Here is a 24,216-nt window from a genome sequence, read left to right on the forward strand (position 1 = left end):
CTCGCTCATCGATCCACTCCACTCATACATGGGATGGATTAGCGGGTACGAGCGTGGATGTGTCCAGCCCTGCGGCAGAAATTTCCAGCTTCAGGCCATCGGAAGTCTGATTCGCTTCTCGGACAACCATGTCAAACATGGGGTGTCCTGAAGAAGGGGTGTAGGTAGCGTGAGCGCGTGCAGGCGGAGTGACGTTCACGGCGACCTCACCGGACGGTCCTCGCCCCGCCTCGCCCCGCCGCGCCGCCGGGCGGAGAGGGGTGAGTTTCCGAACCCGCCGGAGGTCTCGGAAGCTGCGCCGGTGCATGCTATGTGCCGCCGAAGCACCCCCGGCACGTCAGGCAGGGAAAAGTTTTCGGCCCGAAGGCAACCTTTGCGGTGCTGGTGACCACAAGGAGTCGGATCCGGCCAGTTTCGGTGGCCGTGATCGGTTTTTCCTCTGTGAACGGTATGCAAGGAGAGCACTTCCCCATGAAGAACACCACGCACGGCAGGCGCCGCGGGCGTCACCGCCATCGCTGGACGGCCACCGCCGTGCTGCTCGGCGCGCCCCTCGCTGTCGTGCCGTATCTCCTTTTCGTGCAGGAGGACTCGCAGGCCGCGACGGTCGACGGCAATGTCTACTACGAGCTGGTTTCCGTGCGCAGCGGCAAGGTGCTGGACGTCAACGGCTTCTCCACCGCCGACGGCACCCGTATCCAGCAGTGGACCGACCAGAACACCACCAACCAGCAGTGGAAGCTGAAGTCCACAGGGGACGGCTACTACGAGTTGGTGAACCGCAACAGCGGCAAGGCGCTGGGCACGACGGGCAACTCGACCGCCCAGGGGGCCGCCGCTGAGCAGCAGACCGAGAGCTCCGCCACCTCCCAGGAATGGAAGATCAGCGAGGTGAGCGGTTCCGATGCGGTCACGTTGACCTCCCGCAGGAGCGGCCAGGTCCTGGACGTCTCAGGGGGGTCCACGGCCAACGGCGCGGCAGTCATCCAGTATCCGAGCCGGGGCAGCACCAACCAGCAGTGGAAGCTGGTCAAGACGGCCGACCCCTTGGCCGGTGGAGCCGGCAGCGCGGACGCCAAGCCTGCGTCCGGACCGTACGTGTGGAAGAACGCCCAGGTGGTGGGCGGCGGTTACGTCACGGGACTGGTGTTCAACCCGCGTGAGAAGGGTCTGCTGTACGCGCGTACCGACATGGGCGGCGCCTACCGCTGGGACACCGGGGCCGAGCAGTGGATCCCGCTGACCGACTGGATCGGCGAGAAGGACTGGAACCTGCTGGGCATCGACTCGCTGGCCACCGACCCGGTCGACCCCAACCGGCTCTACCTCGGCACGGGCACCTACACCAACGACTGGGCGGGCAACGGCGCGATCCTGCGCTCGACCGACCAGGGCCGCACCTTCCAGCGCACCGACCTGCCCTTCAAGCTGGGCGGCAACGAGGACGGCCGCGGAGCGGGCGAACGGCTCGTGGTCGACCCCGCGAACCACGGCACCCTGCTGCTGGGCACCCGCAAGAACGGCCTGTGGCGCAGCACCGACTACGGCGTGACATGGAGTCAGGTCTCCTCGTTCCCCGTCAAGGACGGGGCGGGCAGCGGCGGGGGCATCTCCTTCGTGACCTACGGCCCGGCCGGCAGCAAGACGGTCTACGTCGGTGTCGCCGACAAGTCCACCTCCCTGTACCGCTCCACCGACGGCGGCAGCACCTGGCAGGCCGTCCCCGGCCGGCCCACCGGTCAGATGCCCCAGCACGGCGTGGTCTCCGGCGACGGCTCGCTGTACCTGACGTACACCGACGCCCTCGGACCCAACGGCGTGACGGCGGGTTCGGTGTGGAAGTACACGCCGGCCGGCGGGGCATGGAAGAACGTCTCGCCGTCCAACGGCGGTTACGGGTTCTCCGGTCTGGCCGTCGACCCGCAGAAGCCGTCCACGGTGATGGTCACCACCCTCGACCGCTGGTGGCCCCAGGACGAGCTCTACCGCACCACCGACGGCGGTACGACCTGGAAGGCACTGGCCGACAAGTCGGTGCGGGACGCCTCAGCCGCTCCCTACATCGGTACCGGCATAGGCCACTGGATGACCGCCCTGGCCATCGATCCCTTCGACTCCGGGCACGTGCTGTACGGCACCGGCAACGGCATCTGGCGCAGCAAGGACGCAAGCGCCTCCGACAGCGGCGGCACCAGCCACTGGACGCCGGGGGCCGAAGGGCTGGAGGAGACCTCGCTTGCGGACGCCATCGCCCCGCCCGGCGGCGCCACCCTCATCACCTCCATGGGCGACCAAGGCGGTTTCCGGTACGGCGGCTCCCTGACCGAGGAGCCCGCCGGACGGCTGAAGAACCCGCTGATGAGCAGCAGCACCGACATCGATTTCGCCCAGTCCAACCCCTCGATGATGGTCCGCGTCGGCCGTGGCGGCGAGCAGGACGGCGCCTACTCCACCGACGGCGGCAGCAGCTGGAACGGCTTCAAGGCGGAGCCGGTCAGCAGCTCCCAGATGGGCCATGTCGCGCTTGCGGCGGACGGCTCCGCCATCATCTGGACCGAGGACGGTCAGGCACCGTACCGCTCGACCAACAAGGGCTCGAGCTGGTCGAAGGTCAGCGGCCTGGGCACCGACGCCGAGGTCGTCGCCGACCGCTCCTCGGGCAGCACCTTCTACTCCCTGTCCCACGGCACGCTCTACGCCAGCACCGACGGTGGCGCGACCTTCACCGCCCGGGCCGGTAACCTGCCCTCCGGCCGGCTCACGGCCGTCCCCGGCATCGCTGGGGACCTGTGGATCGCCGGCGGTGACAAGGGGTTGCTGCACTCCACCGACGGCGGCCGCACCTTCACCACCCTGACCACGGTGAAGTCCGCCTCCGCCCTCGGCTTCGGGAAGGCCGCACCGGGCGCCGATTACCAGGCTCTGTACCTGATCGGCACGGTCAAGGACGTCACCGGAGTCTTCCGCTCCACCGACAAGGGCGCCACCTGGCTCCGCGTCAACGACGACGCCCACCAGTGGGGCGCCGTCGGCAGCGTCGGCGTCATCACCGGCGACCCCGACACCTTCGGCCGCGTCTACATCGGCACCAACGGACGCGGTCTGCAGTACGGCGACCCGTCCTGACCCCGATGCTCGGGCGGGGAGCAGGCACACCAGCCTGTGGCCCCGAGTATCCGCGGCGGCGTCGTAGTGCGTCGCCCCGGACCCGCAGTGAAAGTCCATGAAGCAAGAAACCCCGGCCGCCGTGCGGCCGGGGTTTCTTCGAGGAGGTGAGTGTCGGTCAGCAGGTGGAGCGCCCGCTCCTGAACGGCTCGTCTCCGCTCCGGCAGACCGCACCCGATCACGAGCACGGTCGCGATCACTGGGGTCGGGGTAGGCCGCCCGGGAGCATTCCAGGGTGGTGGTGGACGCGTAGGGCGTCACGTTCGCGCACTCCACGGTGCGGGCATAGCCCTGTCCATGTACCCCCTATTCGGCGTGGTCGGCAGCGTGAGCGGATCCGGGCCGAAGGTATCCCCTCCCAGTGATCATCGCCGTCAGCGTGGCGATGTCTGTCAGCGGTTGACTTCAAGATTCGCCATGACGAGCAGGGCGCGCAGGAGGTGGGTGGCGCGGATGGCCTCCGTGCTCGCTCGCAAGTCAAGTGCGTCGCATAGTGGTTCCGGTCAGGAACCCGAGCCGCCGCAGCATCGTCATCCTTCCATCATCCCGACGGTCGCACGTTCCTCGGCGACGCTCTCCTGGCCCTTCTGCTTGAGTACAAACGCGGTGACGAGGGCGGCGACCACCAAGAAAGCGGCGGAGATGTGGAACGCCGTCCGGTGCCCGTGGGACCTGAGCAGCGAGTGCTGCCGCACGGCCGTTTTATCCCGGCGTCGGCGCCGGCGTCGGTCGGTGGGCGACTGGTTGGTCAGAAGCTGCTCTCGCTCTTGTTCTTGAGGTTGTTCACCCAGTTCTGGAGTGAGGCGTCGAGGGCTGTCTGCAGGAAGGCCGTATTGGCCACGACCGGGGCGCCGGTCCAGGACTCCTCGGTGTGCACGAGCACACCGTCCTTGACGGGGGTGAAGGTCCACACGTGGATCGCGTCGATGCCCTGGGCCGGGCCGCCCCAGGCCAGGCACTTGCCGTGCTTGACCTTCTTGACGGTGGAGGTGATGTCCAGGCCCTCGGTGGCCCAGCGGAACACCGAGCCGGAGCGCAGCGGGCCGGGGGTGTCCTTGACCAGTGAGGTGACGCCGGGCTGCCAGGTGGGCCAGTTCTCGACGTCCGTCTGCACCTTCCAGACGGTGTTCAGCGGCGCGTGGACCACGATGCTCTTGCGGCTGATCACCGGTGCGGTCTCGTCGGGGTGGACGCCGCCGCAGGTCAGTGACTGGTTGGAGGAGGCGCTCTCCTGGTGGCGGTCGTGCGACTGCTCGTTCGAGTGGCCGAAGGCCAGACCGGAGGCGCCAAGGATGAGGACCCCGGACAGGGCGGCGAGCGGGATGGCCGTGAAAGCGCGCATGGCGTGTTCCTTCGAGTGGAGACCGAGATGAGCACCCGGAAGACCGGGTGCAACCGAGAACCGTTACAGCTGCTCGCTTCTGTTAGAGGCTGTAACTGTGGCTACGAGCTAACGCAACCCATACGATCGACAGCGCCGACGGTGTGAGCAGGGGACCCGCGAGACCTTGGACCGCGCGAGCGGCGATGAGCATGCCGTCCGGGACGGCGAGGCCGGTCACCAGCGAAGCAAGCCCGAAGAGGACCACGGCGATGATGAACCACCGCTTGCGTCCGAACAGTTCGGCGAGGCGTCCGCCGAGCAGCAGGAAACCGCCGGATACCAGTGTGTATGCAGTGACGACCCACTGGAGGTTCTCTGGGCTGAGGCCGAAGGAACTCTGGATCGAGGGCAGCGCGACGTTCACGATCGTCGTATCGAGGATCACGATGAACTGCGCGAGCGCGACCAGGACGAGGCCGCCCCCATCCGTCCATCCGGCGCGTTGCAGTCGAAGACATCGGTATTGACTCAATTCTTGGAAAGGGCTGGGCCGTATCCGGCCGGGTGTGGGGCGGCTGCTGAGTCTGCGGGCCCATGCCGGCGGTCAGTAGCCAGGTGAAGCTTGCTGCCCGCCTCTGGAGCACTGAAGGAGAGCGGATTTCTGCCGGAGATTCCGCCGACGCCAGTAGCAGTGGCGGTTCTCCCGCCCAACCGGTCTCGATGGTCTGCCCGTTCTGTTCTTCAGGGCCGGTGACCCGGCCCCGCCGGTGTCAGGACCAGGCGATCTCGCCATGGCGGTCGACGAAGCGTCCGGTGCCGACGCCGGGCTCCTCGGTGGCGAGGGCGACGATCGCGTCCGTGCCCTCGGTGACGGTTTGGGGGCCGCTGTGACCGTTGAGGTCGGTCGCGGTGTAGCCGGGGTCGGCGGCGTTGACGCGAATGCCCTTGAGCCCCTTGGCGTACTGCGTGGTCAACATCGTCAGCGCCGCCTTCGAGGAGGCGTACAGGGGCGCGATGACGTGCGACTCGGACCGGCCGGGGTCGTGGGTGAAGGCGAGGGAGCCCATGCCGCTGCTCACGTTGATGATTACAGGGTCGTCCGAGCGGCGCAGCAACAGCAGGAACGCGGTGGTGGTGCGGACGACGCCGATGACGTTGACGTCGAGGACGGTGCGGGCGTCCGCGGCGGTGAGGTCGCCGGGATCGCCGAAGGGTCCCTGTACCCCCGCGTTGTTGATCAGGACGTCGATCCTGCCCTCGTGCTCGGCGACGTCCGCGGCGGCGGCGGCCACGGACGCGTCGTCGGTCACATCGACGGGGACGAAACGTGCGCCCAGCGCGGCGGCTGCCTCCTCACCCCGCTCACGGTCGCGGGCTCCCAGGAGAACGGTGTGACCGCACGCGATGAGGCGGCGGGCGGTCTCGCGGCCGATGCCCTTGTTGGCTCCGGTGATGAAAGTGATCGTCATGCCTTCGATGGTTGCCTGGACGAGGGAGCTGGACCAGGGACGCTTCGACGGTGGGAAGACCAGTACCACCCTTGCGCCCCCGCATGGGATCGGGGATGCAGGAGGATGAAGAGCATGACGACGACACCCCCCGGGACCGGACTGGGCGCGGCGATCCGCACATGGCGGAACCGGCTGCCCCCGTCGGCCGCCGGGCTGCCGGTCGTCCGCAAGCGCCGGGCGGCTGGGCTGCGGCGCGAGGAACTGGCCGACCTTGCCGGAGTCTCGGTCGACTACGTCGTGCGCCTGGAGCAGGGGCGGGCCACGACACCCTCGGCGTCGGTGGTGGCGTCCCTGGCGCGCGCCCTCCAGCTGTCCACCGCCGAGCGGGACCATCTCTACAGGCTGGCCCGGATCGTGCCGCCGGCGGACGGCACGATATGCGACCATCTCCCGCCCGGCATGCAACGAGTGCTCGTCCGCCTCGGAGACGTATCGGCTGCCGTGTTCGCGGCCGACTGGCAACTGGTGTGGTGGAACCACGGGTGGGCCACCCTGCTGGGCGACCCCTTGGCCACGCCGCCGCGGATGCGCAACTTCGCCCGCGACAGGTTCCCGGTGGCCGCCGATCACACCCCCCTCGCGCTGTGGCCAGTCACCGATACGGACCCCGACACCACCGACGCCGCCCTCGTCTCCGACCTGCGCCGCGCCACCGGCCGCTTCCCCCGGGACAGTCGCCTGGCCGCGCTGGTCCGCGACCTGAACGCAGGCAACGAGAGGTTTGCCGAGTTGTGGGCGAAGGGAGAGGTGACCGCGAACCGCGAGGTCCGCAAGACGGTCGACCACCCGTCGGTGGGCCCGGTCATGGTGGACTGCGATGTCCTGACCGACGGCGACACCGAGCTCAAGATCGTCATCATGACCGCCGCGCCGGGCAGCGAGGACGAGACCAAACTCCAGCTCACCACCGTAGTCGGCCCACCGGCCGGCACGCGCAACTGATCCGCCCCGCGCGTCGGCCGACCGGCGGCCCACGGTCCCCTGTCAATCGCTTCGCGCCGTGGGGAACTGTTCAAGCGGCCAACTCCACGGAGGGGGTCGGCCGTGGGGCACGGCGCGACGAGACGCCCTTGGCCAATCGCCGGACCCGTCGAACACGGCCTGAACCTCGTCAGCTCGCCGATTCTTGCTCGCTGCGGCTGGGCGCCCTTCTACGATCCAGTGCATGGATCCCGAACTACTGGAACGGATCACCGCGCGGCGCGCGGAACTGGATGAACTCGAAGAGCAGCTCGCCAAGCAGCTGGCGGAGGTACGGGCCGAGCGGAATGAACTCGCCGTCGCCGAACGCGTCCTTGAACGGGTGAGCGAACAGCTTGCCGACGAACGGGCCTCGGTCACGCCGGCGCCCGGGCAGGTGGGCGGACGAGCGGTGATGCTGATCCCGCACCGCACGTCAGGCGTGGAGGAGAGCACACTCCCGCCGGACCGGTCATGGCCCGGCAGGTCGGCGACGGGCTAGGAACGGCGTTGACCTTCACGTCCTTCAGTTCCTTGGCGTACTGCGTAGTGAGCATTGTGACCGCGGCCTTCGAGGCGCAGTAAAGGGGCAGGGCATACTGCGACTCGATCCGCGCCGGGTCCTGGGTCATGCTGAAGGAGCCCATCCCGCCGGACACATTGACGATGACGGGGTTCGTCGACTTGCGCAGCAGCGGGAGGAAGGCGTGCGTGACGCGCACGATCCCGACGACGTTGACGTCGAGCACGGCGCTCACGTCGGCCGCGGTGTAGTCCTCGACGGGGCCGACCTTGCCGAGGACGCCGGCGTTGTTGACCAGGACGTCGATCGTTCCCTCATGCGCGGCGACATCCGCGGCCGCGGCCTGGACCGAGGCGTCGCCGGTCACGTCGATCTGAACGAACCGGGCGCCGAGCGACTCGGCCGCGGCCCGACCGTGCTCACGGTCGCGGGCACCGAGGAGGACGGTGTGCCCCGCCTCGACGAGGCGACGAGCGGTTTCAAAACCGAGGGACTTGTTGCCCCCGGTGATGAACGCGGTGGTCATGCCGGCTCCTCCTGGTCCGAACAGCACAGTCGTGCGCTGTTCACGCACTCCATGCTGAGTCCCTGGGAGGGTTGGCGGGAGCTACGGGACTTCCTGGTACCGCGCGTACCACCCAGCAGCCTGGTCCTCCGGATGAGGTGGAACGCGGGCCCTCATCCCTTGGGAGACATCTTATGGACGCCAACGGCCGCAAGGAATTCGAGTTTGCTGCGGGCGTCGGTGCCTGGCTGCGGCGTGTACACCACGAGACGGAGGTTCGTGTCCTGGGTGTTGAGGATGTCGGAGTTCATGGCGATGTCTCCGACGTCCGGGTGCTGGACCAATTTGTGCGCACTCTGGTGACCGCCCACTGCTCGGCGGTTCCACAACTCGCAGAACCGTGGGCTGAGGTTCAGCCTCGATACCAACGCCGTGAGGTCGGGATCGTCGGGGTACCGGCTCGTCGTCGCGCGCAGGTCGGCGACAAGGGACTCCTCGAATGCCGCCCGCTCGGCCGCCGTCTGCCGGACCCGGGGCAGCTCACCCAGGAACTGCCAGACCAGGACGTTGCGGTCTCCCACACCGCGGACCGTGGGATCGCCGAACGTGGCCGCGAACAGCGGATTCCAGTGCAGCAACTGCCAGGTGGCGTCGTAGATCGCCAGCGGGTTGCCGGCGAGCTGGTCCACGATCCGGTACAGGCTCCCCGGGATCATTCGCGGAACCCGGCTCGGATCCGCCGCATGACCGGCCATGCGCAGAAGGTGAGCCTGCTCATCGCCGGACAGGCGCAGGGCGCGAGCCAGGGCCGAGCAGACCTGCGCCGACGGCGTCGCCACCCGTCCCTGCTCCAGCCGCACCACGTACTCGACCGAGATGCCGGCCAGCGTCGCCAGCTCCGCGCGTCGCAGACCGGGGACCCGACGGGGTGAACCGTGCGCAAACCCCACCGCCGCGGGGTCCAGCCGGTCCCGCCACGCCCGCAGCGCGGCACCTAGTTGATCCATACACAGCATCCTCCCGCACACCCCGCCCCGCTGGGTGGTACGCGCTGTACCAGGAAGGCCCGTAGCTTCCGCCGACGCTCCCCGAGGGCTCAGTGTCGAGTCGTGAACGGCGCACAACGATGCTGTTCGGAGTCAGGAGGAGCAAGCATGACCACCACGTCGAACCACTACGTCACCGTGCTGTGGGAAGCCCGGGCCAAAACCGGGAAGGAAGCCGCGATGAAGGCGTTCATGACAGCCGCCGTCACCGCATCGCGCCACGACGCGGGCAACATCGACTACGAGGCCCACCAGGTCGAGGGCCAACCGGGCGCATTCGTCATCTTCGAGCGCTGGGAGAGCCGGGAGGCCCTCGAAGGCCACCTGCAGGCGCCCCGCATGCAGGACCTGGTACCCCAACTGCTGGAACTGATGGACGGCAGCGTCGAGGACGGGATCCGCTTCCTGCGACCGTTCCGCCCGGCACAGTAGGCCGACCCTGAGTGCGGCGGCCGTGATCGTCATCCTTCGACGCTGAGTGGTTTCGAGCAGCAAGACGGCAGCGCCGGCACGGCCGTCCTTCGTGATCACTGAGCGTAGAGACTCCATGATCACGTGGACCCGTGCCTGCCCTGCATCCTCCCCACACCCGATGTCTATTGCCGGTCGCTCTAAGCGCTGGGCGAGATGCCTCAGCGCACCGGCTGTCCGAACCACTGGATCAAGGAGTCGACGAGCTCTGCCGGGGCCGGTACCTCTCCCGAGAGGCGCGCGGCGTCCTGGGTCGTCTGGGCCCAGCATATGTAGCCGTCCGGGCGGACGAGGAGGGCGCCGACGACGGATCCCGACACCGTCATCTGGGGTGTGCGGACCACATCGACTCGGTCGGCCCACTGTGTTGCCGTCGTGGCGTCGCTGTCGGCGTTCGTCAGGAGCAGCCCTTTGCCGGTACGCAGGAGCACACTGGTGCGCTGGGGCTTGCCGTTGGCCGTCACTTCGGTGTCGGGCAGCCGGGCGCCGGCGAGGTGGTGATGCTGGCCGGCGATCGGGTAGTGGATGCCGAGGCCGGACACCATTCCGGCGAGATGGCGGTTGACGTCCGGAATGCTCATCAGCGTGGTGAACAGTTCGCGCATGGCTTCCACGCGCTCGTCGGCGGCCGAGGTGGTGTCGAGGAACAGGCTCTGGGCGCGGGTGTTGTGCAGTACCTGTGCGGCGACGGGGTGCCGCTCCAACTGGTAGGTGTCCAGGAGTCCTTCGGGTGCCCAGCCCTTCACCTGCGCGGCCAGTTTCCAGCCGAGGTTCATCGCGTCCTGCACGCCGAGGTTCAAGCCCTGTCCACCGGCGGGACTATGAATGTGTGCGGCGTCTCCGGCCAGCAATACCCGATCCACCCGATACTGCTCGGCCTGCCGGGAGGCGTCGCCGAAGCAGGAGACCCATCGGACCTCCGCGATCTGGGCCTTGTCCCCGTAGCGGGACTGCAGCATTTCCTCCAGGCGCTCCGTGGGCACCGGCGCGTCACGGGTCTCGGCGCTGATGGGAGGATCTTGGTACCCCAGTCGGTGGAGGTTGGGCTCGCCCAGCGGAAGGAGGCTCACAACCTGGCCGTTCGCGGTGCGATGACCGAACGTCTTGCCCAGGTCATCCCACGTGCTGTCGAGTTCCGCCCCGGTTTCTTTCAGCACCACGTCGGCGATAACCGAGAAGCGCACGGCGGGTGTTCCGGAGAACTTCACCCCTGCGAGCTTCCGTACGACACTGCGCCCTCCGTCGCATCCCACCAGGTAACGGCCCCTCACCTGTCGCTGCCCGTGGGGGGTGTCCACGGTCGCGGTGACGCCGGTCTCGTCCTGTGTCATCGTGGTGAGTTCGTGTTCCCGCCGGATGGTGACGCCGTTGGCCGCGGCGCGTTCTTCGAGGAGCGCTTCGACCCGGGACTGGGTGATGGCAACCATGTAGGGGTACGGGGTGGACCAGCCTGTGTAGGTCAGGGGAACGGGCAGGGCGGCGAAGTGTCCGTTGACGGAGGCGAGCGGCCTTTCCCGGGCGCCGTCGATCAGACCTCGCAGATCGAAGACCTCCGCCGTGCGCGGCTGCAGCGCCAGCGCCTTGGAGTGGCTCAGGCGCCCGATCTCCCGGTCGAGGACGACCGACGAGACTCCGCAGATCGCCAGCTCGTTGGCGAGCATGAGTCCCGTCGCTCCCGCACCGACGACCACAACGTCCACGTTGTCCATAAAAGCCTTGCTCCTTCTCTGCCCATAGCCCGGTCGGGCCTCCGGTGACGCACCGGCTGGAAGAAGGAGCCGGCGAGTTGGCGAGTAGATCTGCGGACTCCGGGCAACGCGATGACCAAAACGGCCGGCACCCGACACGGAAATGGATCGGCCATTCCACTTGCTGGACAGCGTACACCTGCCCTCAGAAGTGATACCGCTGCCGCAGTGATCTGGTTCGCCTCGATGCCCGCCGTCATCCCGCCCGCCAGCTGGCCGCGCTCTACCAGGAGCGCTGGGAGGCGGAGGCTGTCTTCGCCGAGCTCAAGACCCATCAGCGCGGCGCCCGCACCGTGCTGAGCAGCAAGACGCCCGAAGGCGTGCTGCAACAGATCTGGGCGCACCTGCTGGTCCACCACGCGCTGCGTGAGTTGATGGTGAGAACCGCCGTCACCCGCGGCCTGGACCCCGACCGGGTCTCCTTCACCGAAACCCTGCGCTCCGCCCGGCGCAGCGTGACCCTCACACCGGGCAGCTTTTCCCCCTGAGCTGCTGGTCAGAGCCCTCGTCTGGCTCCAGCGCGACCTTCTGGAGCGTCTCTTGCCACCCAGACGGCTGCGCAGCCAGCCCCGCGCCGTCAAACGCAAGATGTCCAACTACCGGCTCAAACGGGCCGAACACCACGCCTGGCCCCAGCCCACCGCCACCGGCACCCGAGCCATCCGCATCCAACGACCCCAACCCGCAGACCCGTAAAGCAACAGCATTGCATCTAGGTCCATGTGCTGAGTTCGGTTCGGGCTGGGGTCGGGTTCCGGTCGCGAGCTCCGTCGATAGCGTTGGCGGTCAGCCACGCCACACGCGTGACGCCCCTGGCTGGCACGGCTTGACCGACGCGCCCCCGGGGAGCTGATACCCGGCCCAGGTGTCGTGGATGCACCCGAGGAGAGCGATGGCCAGCAGCGGCTACACCTATATGTGCAAGTTCGACGTGTTGGAGGAGGGCGTGCCTCGACGGTTCGAGGTGGAGGGTGTTCCCGTTTCCCTCGTCCTGGCCGAGAAGCAGGTGTTCGCGATCCACGATGTGTGCTCGCACAGTGCCGTCTCGCTGTCCGAGGGGGAGGTGGACGGGTGCACGGTCGAGTGCTGGCGGGCCGAGTCCGCGGGGGTGTGCGCATCTGCGCACGCCGAAATGGGATCAAGATCGAAGGCGCTGTTCTCGCTGGTCCGACCGCACGGCCGCCTGCGCCCGGTCGGCGACACCCTGGAGCGGTTGCCGGCCCCGGCGAGTTACCCGTATTCGCGGTGACCTGACGTTCAATCAGCTCCTTCCGGCCACGGTCCGCCAGGGCGGCCAGTAGGCGGTTGTTCCTACGCGCGCGGGCGCGTACGTGAAGGGGCCGGGCAGCCTCGGGGTGAGGCGGCCCGGCCCTTCGTACGGCAGGTTAGAGTTCCCGGTGGAGTCTCCGGCCTGGTCAGCCTGTCAGCCAGTCTGCTGGACGGCCTGGCACCCGGCCAGGAGGCTCTCCTGACCCAGGCGAACCTGCTCCAGGGCTCCCCTCAGCGATTCGAGCTGACCAGATACCAGGATCCACTCCGCTGGGGTGGTCCAGCCTGGGTGCTTCCAGGACCTCATGAGCTCTTCCCAGAAGTCGTCATCGCGGATGGTGCTGACGAGCTTCTTAATCTCGTCGACCTTGGCGTCCAGCTGCTTTGGGTCGTGCTCCATGCCACTCCTTCGGCCTGACAGCCCGTGGGCTACAGCGTGCTGACTGATCGTCCAATATGTACCAGGCGGTGCGTCAGCTCATCGGCTTCGCCGCGCGGCTCGCAGCGAAGCGCCCGCCCTGGTCGCCTCGTGGTGAAGAACAGGTGGAGGATCCCCACCCGCTCGACGTCGACTCAGAAGACCACGAGACCCCGGCCTCCGGCAGCGCCACTGCCGGTCGGTGACGTGCAGAGCCAGAGTTGTCTGTGGGGGTGGTGGGATGAAGGGGATTCGGTCCCGTGTCAGCCTGTCGTAAGAACTTCTGTTTGCTCGGACGGCTCAGTGGTGATCCTGTCGGTCCATCCGGAGGTGAGGAGGCCCCGCAGGACGATGTCGAGCGAGGAGTCGAGGCCGCGAGGCAGGTCGAAGGGCGGCGCCTCCTCCCGGATCCAGCGCAGGACGGAGGAGAAGTAGCAGGCCGCGAGCAGGGCGCCGGCCTGGTCGGAGTCGACCGCTTGCCGGATCTCGCCGCGCCGCTGTCCCTCTTCGACGATCTTCGTGAGTTCGATTTCGATAGACGGATCCTGCAGCAGCCGGCCGAAGCGCGCGGAGGCGTCCATCAGGACGGTGGTCTCCGCGCGGAAGGTGACATTGAGTTCGGCCATCTCCCGCAGACAGCGCCTGAGTCGTACGCCGATCGGCACGTCCTCCGCATGCTCCTGGCCGAGGATAGCCGCGACCCGCGCCCGGCGCCGGACGCCCCACTCCTCGAGGAAGCCGACCTTCTGCGAGAGGTGGTCGAAGACCGTGGCCCGGGCGACGTCCGCGGCATCGGCGATCCGGTCCATGGTCGTCGCCTCGTAGCGCTGGGACACGAACAGGTCCACAGCAGCCTCGTACAGCTGGTCGCGGACTTGGCGGCGCTTGCGCTCCCGGCGCCCCGTGACCGGTGCTTCGGGCGAGGGAGCCGCCTCTGCCTCCGGGATCTTCATGGACTCACGTACAGCGAAGAGTCGGTCACCGCCCGCGACCAGCCCAGCTAGTTCTTCTTCCGCAGCTTGTTCAGCAGCAGCTGGTGCAACTGGCCCCAGACACCGGCCTCGTTCCACGCAGCCAGGCGGCGCCAGCACGTCATGCCCGAGCCGAAGCCCAGCTCCTGGGGCAGGTGCTCCCACTGGAAACCGGTGTGCAGCACGAACAGGATGACGCGCAGCGCCTGCCGGTCCGGGACCCGCGGCCTGCCCTCGACCTGCTTGGGCGGCGCTTCGGGCAGCAACATCTCCGCCTACGAAGATCTTGCCAGAGCCACGTTTATGTGTACGCCGGCATCCCGAGGCGAACCGAGCTCCGGTAGTCGTGCGGGCGTGCCCCCTTCTGGGCGTCTTGGAGGGGCGTGTGCCTTGCCTGCGTTGTGTGCCGGGCGCACGCTGGTCGTATGGGTGCGGACGACGGCCCGACGCTCATCACGTCCGTTCAGCGGGCCTTCCGCCTGTTGGAGGCGGTGAGCGCGCACGAGAACGGCGCGCCGGCCAAGCAGCTGGCACGGGAGACGGGGCTGCCCCTGGCCACCGCCTACCACCTCCTGCGGACGCTCGTGCACGACGGATACCTGCGCAAGCTCGCCGACGGCGGGTTCATCCTGGGCGACAAGCTGCAGACGCTGGGCACCACCGGCCACGGGCAGGCGCTGCTCAGCCGGGTGCGTCCCACACTCGCCGCGCTGCGGGACGAGCTGGGCGCCGCCGCCTACCTCACCTTCTACGAGGAGGGCGAGATCCGTGTAGCCGAGATCGTCGACGGTCCCCGCACTCCCCGCGTCGATCTCTGGGTCGGGTTCGAGGACGCCGGGCACGCCACCGCGCTGGGCAAGTCCGTGCTGCGCGAACTGGACGAGGACGCCCGCAAGGACTACCTCTCCCGCCACCACCTCGCCGACCTCACTCCACGGACGATCACCAGCCTGTCGGAACTGCTGCGGCGCATCGACTCCTCGCCCGTGGCACCGGCCGTCACGGACCTGGAGGAGTACGCCCTCGGCACGGTCTGTGTCGCCGTGCCCATCTACAGCGGGGACATACTCGGCTCCCTCGGCGTCTCCGTTCCGGCGGGCCGGCTCTCTCAGGTGGAGAAGATCCGGGCACGACTGCTCCCGACCGCGAGCCGGGTGACGAGGAGCCTGTCGCTCACTATCTGAAAATCTGCTTCTTGTGGCGCCGCGGCCCGATCCGTTTCCTGGATGAAACAGGCATTTCAGGAATGCGCCCTGAACAGGTGAGGACTGCGGACGAATCTATGAGCCAGGCCCGAGATCATGGCGGCGACCTCTGGACGCCGCGGCTGCCCAGTGACCGGGTGGCCTGTCCCCGGACGGTGGGACGCAGGCGTGCCGCCGCCCAGCTGGCCGCCGGGACGCCCGTACTGCCCGTGCTGATTGTCTTCGTCGTCGTACTGGCCGACCTCGTCGGCGGAGCGGGGATGATCTGGCTGCCCCTGCTCGCGGCAGGGCCGGCGTTGGCCGCCACCACCAACGGTCCGCGCGGTGTCCTGTGGGTGGGGTTCCTCGCCGCGGTGCTCGGCGCGACGCTCGGAGCCCGGGACGGTGTTCCGGTGAGTGAACTGGCCGCCGTCCTGTCCGCCCTGCTGGCCGTCACGCTGGCGAGTGGCCTGGCCAGCGTGCTGCGCGGACGTCGGGAGCGGGTGCTCGCGGCCGTCCGCTCGGTCGCGGAGACGGCCCAGCACGCGCTGCTCAAGCCCGTGCCGGCGACAGTCGGCCCCTTCCAGGCGGCGGTCCGCTACAGCGCTGCGGCGGCCGAGGCCCGTATCGGCGGGGATCTGTACGCCCTGATACCCACGCCGTACGGGGTCCGGCTGATCGTGGGCGATGTGCGCGGCAAGGGCCTGCCGGCCGTGGGGACCGCCGCGCTGGTGCTCGGTGTCTTCCGGGAGGCCGCCTACGACGAGCCCGACCTCCTCGCCGTCGTCGACCGGATCGAGCGAAGCCTGGCGCGCAACCTCGGCAGCGACGACTTCGTCACTGTCGTGGTCGCCGGTTACGCGCAGGAGGGGCGCCTGGAAGTGGTGAACTGCGGACACGCGCCGCCGCTACTGGTCCGCGCGGCCGGAAGCGTCGTGCCGGTCGAGCCCACACAGCCGGCCCCGCCCCTGGGACTGCGTGCCCTCACCGGCCGCACCCCCGGCCTCCAGGCTCTGTCCTTCACCGACGGGGACCAGCTGCTGCTCTATACGGACGGTGTCACCGAGGCACGCGACCGCGACCGCGCGTTCTACCCCCTCGTCGAAGGCCTGGCCCGCCATCTGTCCGACGAGCCCGACCGCACCCTCACCGCCCTCCACGACGAACTGCTGGCCCACGTGGGCGGCCGACTGCACGACGACGCGGCACTGCTCCTGATCCGAAAGCCAACCGTTTCCGAACCGGCCGTCGTTCAACCGACCACTGTGTGAAGCCTCTTGGCCATGGTGCGCATGTCACAGACTCGCCCCATGACTCACCTGAGGAGAGCTGCCGCGGCGCCGTCGGCCACGGCAGCCGTGCTGCTCGCCGTACTCATGGTCGGCGTTCGTGGACGGAGTGAAGGCGACGGACAGTTGATGACATGACCGGCACGGCTCGCCTGTCACGGCGTCGCGGGCCTGGGTTCCCCGGGTCCGCGCACCACCGCCTCGTGGAGCTTCTCCATCTCCAAGCAACCGGCGCCGTCCGGCTCGTTCCCTGGGAACGCGACAACCACACTGCCGTCCCGCGCCATCACGGTTATGCGAGTTCCCCAGTCGAGACTCTCCCCGCTCCCGCTCCGCCATTTCTTGCGGTGAATGGTGAGCTCGGTCCAGCGATAGGCCCGCAGGACGTCGCCGGTGGCCACCACGACTCCGAGCTGGAAGCAGTACAGCCGGGGGGTGGGGCCGCCCGTGCGCCGGTCGTACCGGGACACGAAACAGCAGCCGATCAGGAACACGGTCCAGAGTCCGCTGAGCGGGGCGAACCAGCCGTGCAACCAGCCACCTTCCCCTTTGAAGATGTGCACGAGATCGACCGTGGTGCCCCACCCCTGGAATACGCCAAGGGGTCCGAAGAAGGCCCAGGCGTGCGAATAGGCAGGGCACGCGAACCTCACATAGCTGCCGTAGGCGGCGTCTTTCCCCATGGCCAACGCTTTGTCCCGTTCGCGCACAACACTTCCCCCGGTTCTTGAAGCCCTGGACGGCGGATCGCGACGCGTCACTCGCCGTCATACGGCTAGGATTCCTCGTGCCGAACCGCGCTTTCGGCCCTTCGGAACGCGCCGGCTCTGCGCCGTGTGACCTGCACCCCGATCGCGGAGAACATCGTGACGAGCGCCGCCGGCAGGACCAGGAGGGGGACATTGCCGAGCAGGCCGATGAAGACGCCTGCCGCCCCGATGAGCACCAGCACCTTCAACACCGCGGAACCCTCGCCTGTCTTTTGCGTCACTTCCACGCCTCTCTGCCAAGACGAAATACGCACTACGGAGCTCTGCCCACGGCGAAAGGGAAGCGACGGCTCCTGATACCCGCGTAACCGACAGCCTGAGTGCGATACCTGGATCCTGAGGCTTCCAGTCGCATGCCGGGGAGTCATCCGTGGAACTACGTAAAACACCCCGCAGGTCCGCGCCGACGTCCACGCCGCCATCACCACCAGCCTGGAGCGGGACTGGCCGCCCTACATCCAGGGACTCATCGACCGCGGCGCCATCCAGACCCAATAGTCCCGCACCACACGGCACGGGCCCGGCCACCGGGTCAAGTGCTGAAGCGGGCGACGCCGCTGGGGGAGAGGTCGGGCCGGGCGCGATACCAGCGGACAGGGTGCCACCAGCGCCCGGCACTGTCCCGGGCGACATCGGCGCCGACTTCCACCACCAACTCGGGTCGCACGAGCGTGACGTCCAAGGTCTCCCTCGTGCCCCATCCGGCGGAGAACGTCCAACCTTTCCACGGTGCTCGCTCGCGCCGGGGCCACAGATCGGCGAGAGCGCGGCCGGCCGCCTGCGGCGGCGTGGTGGTGCGGCCGGTGTACCGCAGTCGCCCATCCTTGGCGTAACGCCCAAGCAGCAGGGTCCGCGGTCCCGTCAGAGGGCCGGTGACCGCGCCGACGATCGCCTTCTGTGGGTCTCGCGCACCTTGTACTTGCGCCACCCCCGCGCCGACGCCTCATACCGGCCCTCCAGCCGCTTGAAGACGATCACCTACAGGCCCACCGCCGACCACGACAGCCACTCGTTCACCGTGTCCGCCTCGATGGTCGACGGGCACAGCGCCCAGCGCCCAGGGCGCCGTCAGCTCATGCTCGGTGACCAGGTCCTCGAGGGCAGCCCGGCGCTGCCGGGACGGCCACGCCAGGGTGTCCGTACCTGCGAGGCGCAGCAGGTCGAAGGCGACGAATTCCCTGTTGAATCGGCGTGTTGAAGCCGATCTAAGGGACGTGGTGTGGCCAGGTGGCGGGTGTTTTGGGCGCGGGAAGGCGTTACAGCTTCCTCGGAACGTGTGCGTCGACTGATCGGGCGGGAGGGCCTTGCCACGGGAGCGGTGAGCGTGGAGATCAGACCAGGAGATCCGATCATGTTGTCGCCGGACTACCGGGTTGATCCCGTGCTGAGCCGATTCTTGTGCAGGTCAGGCTTTTCCCGCTTGGCGCAGGAGACGAAGCGGAACTACACCGACGACTACAGAGTGTTCTTCGACTTCCTGTGGGCGCGGGGCAAGGATTGGTGTGATGCCGATGCTGATGATCTGTGGGACTTCGAGGACTGGCGAACGCGCTCGTTGCGCAATCCGGGACGGATTGGTGGGGCTCGGTGGAACCGCGGCCTTGCGGCGTTGACCCGTCTGTACGGCTGGGCGTTGTCAGCAGGCGTGGTGGCCCGCAGCCCTGTGGTGACACGGTCGGTGCGAGGGCGTTTCGGTGGCCAGGTCCAGGTGGCCGAGGCGCGGATCGCTCACGCGCGGACGAGCAATGTGCACTGGCTGACACCACGGGCGTTCCGCCTCTGGGTTGATGTGGGTCTTCGGGGACATGATGCGTACGGTGTCCCGTCCAGCGTGTGGAAGGGGCGGCTGGAGTCGCGCAACACGGCCTTTGCAGAGTTCCTGTTCTCCTCGGGAGTCCGCCTGACTGAGGGAGGCTCCCTGCTGACGATCGAGATGCCGCGGCTTCGGCTGGATGCCGGCGGGTTCTACCCAGGGCGCCTCGCGCGGGAAGTCACCAAGTCCAAGCGGGCGCGGACCTATTACGTGGCGGCTCCCGTCGTGGCGGCTGTCGAGGGTTACGCGGAGTCGTCCCGGGCGGCGGCGGTGCGCCGGGCTCAGGCGTTGGGCCGCTACGAGCGCCTGCCGATGCGCAGGGTGGTGACGGCGGTGACTGGGTTGAGGGAGCGGGTGCTGCACTGGCGCGATCAGGACAACCAGTTGGGACGGACGCCACTGGCGTCGGCGTCCGTGGCGGAGCGGATGACAATGTTTCGGGAGGGCCAGGAGGGGCTGGAGCCGTTGTGGCTGTGGCTGAACGAGTCGGGACTGCCGTTGCGGCCGGCGTCGTGGGAGAACGTCTTTCGGGCCGCCTCGCAACGGTGTGTGGACGTGCTCCAGGGCCGTATGACGGAGCCTCCAGTGTGCACGCCGCACATGTGCCGGCACTCCTTCGCGCTCCACATGTTGGTCGTCCTGCACTACGTCGTGGACCGGCGAATGGGCCTGAGCGCTGAGGAGCGGCGGGATTTCCGGCTGCTGTACGGGGATGTGTGGCGGATGGTGCAGGACCTGCTGGGGCACGCCCAGGTGGAGACGACCCGGGAGATCTACCTGGCGCCCGTGTCCGATCTGCGGTTGCGGGCGCTGCTGGCCGACCCCAGCCCGGCCGATCCTGGATTCGGTGCACCCTCGCCGGACTGGGTGACAGGGCTGCTGGCACGGATCGCCCGCGAGAGCGAGGGCATTGTGGATCTGGACGAGCAGTTGGTGCGGCGGTGAGCGGCCGCGGGCGCAAGGCGGCCCTGCCCTCGGAGGAGCATCACCGGCCCGTCGTACGGAGGGCGGACGGTCTGGTGGTGCGGCACGAGGACGGACGGGGCCGCTCTCGGATCTACGACTTTGGAGAGCTTCCGGTCGCTGAAGGGCTGCAGCAGATGTGGGCGATGCTGTTCGCAGCGCGCTGTCGGCCCGGTGGCGGCTGGGAGTCGGTGCTGTCCAGCACGTCGATGTGGTTGAACCTGAGGCGCTTTGCCTTCTTCCTGGCCGCGCAGGAACGGGCGGACGCGGTGAGCGCGGGGGTGTGGAACGCCTACCGGATGGCTCGCCAGCAGACGGCCACAGGCCGCAACGAGGTGACAGTGCTGGCTTCGTTTCTGCGTAGCGACCCCGCGTTGACGGCGTCAGCGCGGGAGGCGCTGTCCCGGCGGGTCATGCGGCTGCCCGCCAAGGAGGAGGCGTTTTCTCCCCAGGAGTTCGACCAGGTACGCGCGGCGGCACGCCGCACCTTCCGCGCGGCGGTTCTGCGCATCGAGCACAACGCCGCCTTGCTCGCCGCATGGCGGTCCGGTGCCTGCCAGCAGGGATCGCCGGACTGGTTGGTGGGAGAGGTGCTGGACGCTCTCGCCCAGACCGGCCGCCTGCCGCCATGGGAGGTGGACGGGTACGTCCGGGTGCCGTACCGGTACGGCAAGGCGCTGGGCGGCGGCGGGGTTGTGGCGGCTTCGCAACGGCTGTTTCTCAGCCCGGGGGAGGCGGCCGCGCTGGCGGTGCTTCTGGTCGCGGAGTTCGGGTTGAACGCCACGACGGTGTCGGACCTCCGGGTCCCGCGCATCGTTTCCGCGGCCGCGGAGAGGGGCCCAGGAGCGGTGTACCGGCTGGAGCTCGAAAAGCGCCGTCGGGGAAACCGGTTGAGCACCGAGACCCGCAACGTGGCCGACTGGGGGGCCGATTCCCCGGGCCGGCTGATCACGCAGACGTTGCAGGCGACCGGTCCAGCCCGCACCTGCGTCGAGGCAGCAGGCGGCGATGCGGGGCGATTGTTGATCTGGCGGGAAGCCACCGACAGCCGCCGTCGCTCCACATGGCAGGGGCTGCGGGTGGGACCATTCGGGCTCGGGCTTGCCGACAACCAGGTGGACCGGTGGGGGCGTTCACAGGGCTGGCCTGGATCGCCGCTGCGCCGTATCCGCCGCACCGTCAATGTCCTGCACCGCCGGGAGCCGGGACAAAACAGCCAGGACACCCATGACGTGGTCTATGTGCTGCGCGAGCCACAGGCCCGGCAGGCCGCAGTGCCCGTGATCGCTGCCGGTGCTGCGGCCGCGGTCGAAGCGGCCCGGGCCACGCTCGTTCGGGCCCGGCTCACCGATGCCGGCGACCCGGGCGATCAGATGACCGTGATCGCCGACTGCGCGGACTTCACGCACAGTCCCCTGACTCCCGAGGCCGACGGCTGCGCGGCGTCGTTCATGATGTGCACCGCGTGCCCAAACGCCCGCGTACACCCGGGCCATCATGCCCGGCTGGCCCATCTGCACCGCGCGATCAGCAACCTGCGCGCCGTGCTGCCGCTCGAGAGGTGGGAACACGACTGGGGCCCGGCTCTCGCCCGGCTCGAAGACCTGCGAAACCGCATCGGCTCCGGTCCCTGGCAGCACGCCCTGGCCCGTGTGAGCGACGCCGACCGCGACGTCATCGCATCACTTCTGAAAGGCCACTTCGACCAGTGACCTTCGTACCGCAGCCACCAACCGCAGCCACCGCCCCGATCTGGGTGATCGAACCGGACCGAGTGGCCGCCTCCTGGCGCGGACCGCTGCCACGCTACGGCGATCCCATCTGGCTGTTGACGCCCCTGGATGACAATCCGGCCGGTCGAGCGCACCGCATCGTCTGGGACGGCTACCCAGACGTTCTGCGCGAGGAGTTCCGCTTACTGGTGTGGCTGTTGATCAACCGGCGCCTGCCCGACTCGTTCCTCGCCAGCCGCGCGCCGTCCTGGCGCTCACGCCCCAGCTACGCCGGCATCTATCACACCCACTTGGCTTGGCTGCGCCTGGCCAAGTGGCTCGCCCGGCGCGGTACCACCACGCTGCGGGCCTGTCAGGCCGACGTCTTCGACGCCTACTTCGACGACGCGATCAGACCAAGAGGACTGGATCGCACTCAGGTACACAACGAACTGGCCGCGTTCACGCGGCTGTGGGCCCTGGACGCCACCTCGCCCCACCCGACCGGGGTCGGCGAACCGCCCTGGACACATGACGATGACGAATACGTGCCTTCGGCCCGTCCTGGCGGAGAGAACACCACGGAGCCGATCGCCCCGACCACGATCGGCACGCTGCTGGTGTGGTCCCTGCGCCTCGTCGAGGACTTCGCCGCTGACATCCTCGCCGCGACCGAGGCGCACCAGCGATTGCTCGCCCGCGCTGCCCACGCCAGCGCGACGCAGGAGTCCCGGGACCGGGTGGCGTCTTACCTGGCACGCCTCGCCGCGGAGGGCCAGCCGTTGCCCACCCGAACCCGGACCGCAGGCGCGCCAACCCTGGCCACCACCTACATCAGCGCGCTCACCGACGCCACCGAGCACCAGGTCCAACGCGCATGCCAGAAGGCGCCGTGGCCTGCTTACCTGCGCAACCACCCTGGCACCAGTCCGCTGCCCGTGGAGATCACCGCGCAAGTCGACCGGCAGCCGTGGACCGACGGCATCGACTTCCACGACATCGCTGACCTGCGCCGTCACCTGGCCACGGCAGCCTTCGTCGTCATCGCCTACCTCACTGGAATGCGCCCGGCCGAGGCGCTGTCCCTGCCCCATGGCTGTTGCACACCCTCTGCCGATGGCCCAGCCCTGCTGCACGCCCGCACTTTCAAGACGACCACTGGTACGGACGGCACCCACGATCCCTCAGGCCGGCAGCGCGAGACGCCCTGGGTCGCGATCCCCCCAGTCACCGACGCTGTCCGGGTGCTGGAGAGCATGGCCCCGTCCGGCAGCCTGCTGTTCGATGCCGCCCACCACACCCAGCGTCGGCACCATTCCCGGCCGAAGGCGCTCACGGTAGAGGCGATGCGCGAGCGCCTTGCCGCCTACGTCGACTGGATCAACACCGTCGCAACCCGCCTCGGCCGGCCCCACGAACGTGTCCCGCCCGACCCACACGGTCCGCTCACCCCGCGCCGCCTGCGCCGTACCCTGGCCTGGCACATCGCCCGCCGTCCCGGCGGCCTGGTCGCCCTCGCCGTCCAGTACGGGCACCTGCGCACCGCCCTGTCGGCCGGATACGCCTCCCGCAGCCGCGGCGGCATCCACGACCTCCTCGACATCGAGACCGCCCGCGCCACCGCCGACACCCTCGCTCGTCTGCACGACGACCTCGCCACGGGCGCCGGGATCTCCGGGCCCGCCGCAGCCCGCGCCATCCGCTCCGCCTCGCACGGACCAGCCTTCGCTGGCGTCCTGCACACTTCCCGGCAGGCCCTTGAACTCCTGGCCAATCCGTCCCTGGCCGTCCACGACAACCCGCACGCCTATCTCCTTTGCGTCTACGACAGAGACAAGGCCCTGTGCCATCGCACCGGTCCCCGCCCCGATGCACCGCGACTCGACGTCTGCGAACCGCTGTGCGCCAACATCGCCCGCACCGACCAACACGCCCGCACCCTCATCGCACACGCCGCGACGCTGGAACACCAAGCAGACTCGCCCCTCACCCCGCCACCGCTGGCCGCACGCCTGCGCCACCAAGCACAGCGCCACCGCGACATCGCCGCCCAGCACCACCGTGACCGCACCACCCAGGAGGCGACCTCGTGACACCCGCGCACGACGAACGTAACCGCATCCGCGCCGCTATGGAACGCATCCTGACCGGAGTCCCAGAACACTCCAACGGCGCCCTGACCATCGTCGCCCTGGCCACCGAAGCCCAAGTCCCCCGCAATGCCCTGACCCAACGCCACCTGGATCTGAAGAACGACTTCTACGCCCAGGTCCGCGCCCGCGGGCAGACCCCCGACAGCGAGAAACGGCTGCGCCAGCAGACCCGGCGCCTGAGGGAGTTGCGCGCGGCGGACGCCGAAGAGATCGCCCAGCTCAAGGCCGACGTTGAAGCACTGGTCGGCGCCCTGCACCAGGTCACGATGGAAAACAGCCACTTGCACCAGCAGCTCGCCGACCGCCATGCCACCGTCCGCAGATTGCCGACGCAGGCCACGCTCGGCCCATAGCAGGCCCTTTGCCACCGACGACCAGCTGAGACCTTGGCTTCAACCCGTCCACGTCGGTACATACACCC

At 68.7% G+C, this 24,216-nt stretch carries 25 protein-coding genes and 1 pseudogene; 13 read left to right on the top strand and 13 right to left on the bottom strand.

Going from position 1 to position 24,216, the window contains the following annotated elements:
• Positions 1 to 471: 471 nt before the first annotated feature.
• Complete coding sequence (locus tag ACFYRX_RS44240) at positions 472 to 3,126, top strand: RICIN domain-containing protein (RefSeq protein ID WP_389112766.1); 2,655 nt, start codon at positions 472 to 474, stop codon at positions 3,124 to 3,126.
• Positions 3,127 to 3,695: 569 nt separating this feature from the next.
• On the opposite strand, the gene ACFYRX_RS44245 is transcribed toward ACFYRX_RS44240, so the two are convergent.
• From ACFYRX_RS44245 to ACFYRX_RS44260, 4 genes are all read right to left on the bottom strand, one after another.
• A complete protein-coding gene (locus tag ACFYRX_RS44245; RefSeq protein ID WP_389112768.1) occupies positions 3,696 to 3,860 on the bottom strand; it encodes a hypothetical protein in 165 nt (54 codons plus the stop codon).
• 53 nt (positions 3,861 to 3,913) lie between these two features.
• A complete protein-coding gene (locus ACFYRX_RS44250; protein ID WP_389112770.1) occupies positions 3,914 to 4,507 on the bottom strand; it encodes an SRPBCC family protein in 594 nt (197 codons plus the stop codon).
• Between the two features lie 82 nt (positions 4,508 to 4,589).
• The gene (locus tag ACFYRX_RS44255; RefSeq protein ID WP_389112772.1) at positions 4,590 to 5,021 is read right to left on the bottom strand and encodes an MFS transporter; all 432 of its coding nucleotides are present in this window, start codon (positions 5,019 to 5,021) and stop codon (positions 4,590 to 4,592) included.
• 238 nt (positions 5,022 to 5,259) lie between these two features.
• A complete protein-coding gene (locus ACFYRX_RS44260) occupies positions 5,260 to 5,958 on the bottom strand; it encodes an SDR family NAD(P)-dependent oxidoreductase (RefSeq protein ID WP_389112773.1) in 699 nt (232 codons plus the stop codon).
• A 105-nt stretch (positions 5,959 to 6,063) separates the two neighbouring features.
• Here ACFYRX_RS44260 and ACFYRX_RS44265 point away from each other — a divergent pair, with 105 nt between their 5' ends.
• On the top strand, positions 6,064 to 6,942 hold the full coding sequence (locus tag ACFYRX_RS44265) for a helix-turn-helix transcriptional regulator (RefSeq protein WP_389112775.1): 879 nt from the start codon (positions 6,064 to 6,066) through the stop codon (positions 6,940 to 6,942).
• A gap of 395 nt (positions 6,943 to 7,337) precedes the next feature.
• Here ACFYRX_RS44265 and ACFYRX_RS44270 read toward each other — a convergent pair whose 3' ends face one another.
• Together ACFYRX_RS44270 and ACFYRX_RS44275 are read right to left on the bottom strand one after the other, a co-directional pair.
• On the bottom strand, positions 7,338 to 8,009 hold the full coding sequence (locus ACFYRX_RS44270; protein WP_389112776.1) for an SDR family NAD(P)-dependent oxidoreductase: 672 nt from the start codon (positions 8,007 to 8,009) through the stop codon (positions 7,338 to 7,340).
• A 152-nt stretch (positions 8,010 to 8,161) separates the two neighbouring features.
• The gene (locus ACFYRX_RS44275; RefSeq protein WP_389112778.1) at positions 8,162 to 8,995 is read right to left on the bottom strand and encodes a helix-turn-helix transcriptional regulator; all 834 of its coding nucleotides are present in this window, start codon (positions 8,993 to 8,995) and stop codon (positions 8,162 to 8,164) included.
• Positions 8,996 to 9,142: 147 nt separating this feature from the next.
• On the opposite strand from ACFYRX_RS44275, the gene ACFYRX_RS44280 reads away from it, so the two are divergent.
• A complete protein-coding gene (locus tag ACFYRX_RS44280; protein WP_389112780.1) occupies positions 9,143 to 9,466 on the top strand; it encodes a putative quinol monooxygenase in 324 nt (107 codons plus the stop codon).
• A gap of 200 nt (positions 9,467 to 9,666) precedes the next feature.
• On the opposite strand, the gene ACFYRX_RS44285 is transcribed toward ACFYRX_RS44280, so the two are convergent.
• Complete coding sequence (locus tag ACFYRX_RS44285) at positions 9,667 to 11,214, bottom strand: FAD-dependent monooxygenase (protein WP_389112782.1); 1,548 nt, start codon at positions 11,212 to 11,214, stop codon at positions 9,667 to 9,669.
• Between the two features lie 212 nt (positions 11,215 to 11,426).
• Here ACFYRX_RS44285 and ACFYRX_RS44290 point away from each other — a divergent pair, with 212 nt between their 5' ends.
• From ACFYRX_RS44290 to ACFYRX_RS44300, 3 genes are all read left to right on the top strand, one after another.
• Positions 11,427 to 11,741 (top strand): transposase, encoded by a 315-nt coding sequence (locus ACFYRX_RS44290; protein ID WP_389112845.1) that lies wholly within the window; start codon positions 11,427 to 11,429, stop codon positions 11,739 to 11,741.
• A 52-nt stretch (positions 11,742 to 11,793) separates the two neighbouring features.
• Entirely contained in the window at positions 11,794 to 11,949 is a 156-nt protein-coding gene (locus ACFYRX_RS44295) for a hypothetical protein (protein ID WP_389112784.1), read from the top strand.
• Positions 11,950 to 12,145: 196 nt separating this feature from the next.
• Positions 12,146 to 12,502 (top strand): Rieske 2Fe-2S domain-containing protein, encoded by a 357-nt coding sequence (locus ACFYRX_RS44300; protein ID WP_389112786.1) that lies wholly within the window; start codon positions 12,146 to 12,148, stop codon positions 12,500 to 12,502.
• Positions 12,503 to 12,676: 174 nt separating this feature from the next.
• On the opposite strand, the gene ACFYRX_RS44305 is transcribed toward ACFYRX_RS44300, so the two are convergent.
• The 3 genes and pseudogenes from ACFYRX_RS44305 to ACFYRX_RS44315 all read right to left on the bottom strand — a co-directional run.
• Positions 12,677 to 12,922 (bottom strand): hypothetical protein, encoded by a 246-nt coding sequence (locus ACFYRX_RS44305; RefSeq protein WP_389112787.1) that lies wholly within the window; start codon positions 12,920 to 12,922, stop codon positions 12,677 to 12,679.
• 281 nt (positions 12,923 to 13,203) lie between these two features.
• Positions 13,204 to 13,893 (bottom strand): TetR/AcrR family transcriptional regulator, encoded by a 690-nt coding sequence (locus ACFYRX_RS44310; RefSeq protein ID WP_389112788.1) that lies wholly within the window; start codon positions 13,891 to 13,893, stop codon positions 13,204 to 13,206.
• Between the two features lie 59 nt (positions 13,894 to 13,952).
• A pseudogene (locus tag ACFYRX_RS44315) lies at positions 13,953 to 14,180 on the bottom strand (transposase); the annotation flags it as partial.
• A 156-nt stretch (positions 14,181 to 14,336) separates the two neighbouring features.
• Here ACFYRX_RS44315 and ACFYRX_RS44320 point away from each other — a divergent pair.
• Complete coding sequence (locus ACFYRX_RS44320) at positions 14,337 to 15,095, top strand: IclR family transcriptional regulator (protein ID WP_389112790.1); 759 nt, start codon at positions 14,337 to 14,339, stop codon at positions 15,093 to 15,095.
• A gap of 98 nt (positions 15,096 to 15,193) precedes the next feature.
• Complete coding sequence (locus ACFYRX_RS44325; protein WP_389112792.1) at positions 15,194 to 16,366, top strand: PP2C family protein-serine/threonine phosphatase; 1,173 nt, start codon at positions 15,194 to 15,196, stop codon at positions 16,364 to 16,366.
• Between the two features lie 173 nt (positions 16,367 to 16,539).
• Here ACFYRX_RS44325 and ACFYRX_RS44330 read toward each other — a convergent pair whose 3' ends face one another.
• From ACFYRX_RS44330 to ACFYRX_RS44340, 3 genes are all read right to left on the bottom strand, one after another.
• Complete coding sequence (locus ACFYRX_RS44330) at positions 16,540 to 17,094, bottom strand: hypothetical protein (RefSeq protein WP_389112794.1); 555 nt, start codon at positions 17,092 to 17,094, stop codon at positions 16,540 to 16,542.
• A 65-nt stretch (positions 17,095 to 17,159) separates the two neighbouring features.
• Positions 17,160 to 17,375, bottom strand: coding sequence for a hypothetical protein (locus ACFYRX_RS44335; protein ID WP_389112796.1), 216 nt, complete (start codon positions 17,373 to 17,375; stop codon positions 17,160 to 17,162).
• Between the two features lie 311 nt (positions 17,376 to 17,686).
• The gene (locus tag ACFYRX_RS44340; RefSeq protein WP_389112798.1) at positions 17,687 to 18,082 is read right to left on the bottom strand and encodes a hypothetical protein; all 396 of its coding nucleotides are present in this window, start codon (positions 18,080 to 18,082) and stop codon (positions 17,687 to 17,689) included.
• A gap of 36 nt (positions 18,083 to 18,118) precedes the next feature.
• Between ACFYRX_RS44340 and ACFYRX_RS44345 the strand changes: the two genes are divergently transcribed.
• From ACFYRX_RS44345 to ACFYRX_RS44365, 5 genes are all read left to right on the top strand, one after another.
• Positions 18,119 to 18,352: a hypothetical protein gene (locus ACFYRX_RS44345; protein ID WP_389112799.1), complete on the top strand. Its 234-nt coding sequence runs from the start codon at positions 18,119 to 18,121 to the stop codon at positions 18,350 to 18,352.
• 126 nt (positions 18,353 to 18,478) lie between these two features.
• Entirely contained in the window at positions 18,479 to 19,912 is a 1,434-nt protein-coding gene (locus tag ACFYRX_RS44350) for a site-specific integrase (protein WP_389112800.1), read from the top strand.
• 77 nt (positions 19,913 to 19,989) lie between these two features.
• Positions 19,990 to 21,642, top strand: a complete 1,653-nt coding sequence (locus ACFYRX_RS44355; RefSeq protein ID WP_389112802.1) for a hypothetical protein — start codon at positions 19,990 to 19,992, stop codon at positions 21,640 to 21,642.
• Positions 21,639 to 23,735, top strand: a complete 2,097-nt coding sequence (locus ACFYRX_RS44360; protein ID WP_389112804.1) for an integrase — start codon at positions 21,639 to 21,641, stop codon at positions 23,733 to 23,735. The genes ACFYRX_RS44355 and ACFYRX_RS44360 overlap by 4 nt, the downstream gene beginning before the upstream one ends.
• Positions 23,732 to 24,148 carry a hypothetical protein gene (locus ACFYRX_RS44365; protein ID WP_389112806.1) on the top strand — a complete coding sequence of 139 codons (417 nt, stop codon included), beginning with the start codon at positions 23,732 to 23,734 and terminating at the stop codon, positions 24,146 to 24,148. Before ACFYRX_RS44360 ends, ACFYRX_RS44365 begins: the two co-directional genes overlap by 4 nt.
• Positions 24,149 to 24,216 lie beyond the last annotated feature (68 nt).

Origin of the sequence: Streptomyces sp. NPDC005374 (genome assembly GCF_042872225.1) — a bacterium.
Classification (GTDB): Bacteria; Actinomycetota; Actinomycetes; order Streptomycetales; family Streptomycetaceae; genus Streptomyces.

Excerpts from the sequence above, each read along its gene's own strand:
- ACFYRX_RS44325 (WP_389112792.1), top strand. The coding sequence starts at position 15,194 with ATGAGCCAGGCCCGAGATCATGGCGGCGACCTCTGGACGCCGCGGCTG.
- ACFYRX_RS44300 (WP_389112786.1), top strand. The coding sequence starts at position 12,146 with ATGGCCAGCAGCGGCTACACCTATATGTGCAAGTTCGACGTGTTGGAG.
- ACFYRX_RS44305 (WP_389112787.1), bottom strand. The coding sequence starts at position 12,922 with ATGGAGCACGACCCAAAGCAGCTGGACGCCAAGGTCGACGAGATTAAG.
- ACFYRX_RS44280 (WP_389112780.1), top strand. The coding sequence starts at position 9,143 with ATGACCACCACGTCGAACCACTACGTCACCGTGCTGTGGGAAGCCCGG.
- ACFYRX_RS44275 (WP_389112778.1), bottom strand. The coding sequence starts at position 8,995 with ATGGATCAACTAGGTGCCGCGCTGCGGGCGTGGCGGGACCGGCTGGAC.
- ACFYRX_RS44260 (WP_389112773.1), bottom strand. The coding sequence starts at position 5,958 with ATGACGATCACTTTCATCACCGGAGCCAACAAGGGCATCGGCCGCGAG.
- ACFYRX_RS44285 (WP_389112782.1), bottom strand. The coding sequence starts at position 11,214 with ATGGACAACGTGGACGTTGTGGTCGTCGGTGCGGGAGCGACGGGACTC.
- ACFYRX_RS44270 (WP_389112776.1), bottom strand. The coding sequence starts at position 8,009 with ATGACCACCGCGTTCATCACCGGGGGCAACAAGTCCCTCGGTTTTGAA.
- ACFYRX_RS44265 (WP_389112775.1), top strand. The coding sequence starts at position 6,064 with ATGAAGAGCATGACGACGACACCCCCCGGGACCGGACTGGGCGCGGCG.
- ACFYRX_RS44320 (WP_389112790.1), top strand. The coding sequence starts at position 14,337 with ATGGGTGCGGACGACGGCCCGACGCTCATCACGTCCGTTCAGCGGGCC.
- ACFYRX_RS44310 (WP_389112788.1), bottom strand. The coding sequence starts at position 13,893 with ATGAAGATCCCGGAGGCAGAGGCGGCTCCCTCGCCCGAAGCACCGGTC.
- ACFYRX_RS44240 (WP_389112766.1), top strand. The coding sequence starts at position 472 with ATGAAGAACACCACGCACGGCAGGCGCCGCGGGCGTCACCGCCATCGC.
- ACFYRX_RS44250 (WP_389112770.1), bottom strand. The coding sequence starts at position 4,507 with ATGCGCGCTTTCACGGCCATCCCGCTCGCCGCCCTGTCCGGGGTCCTC.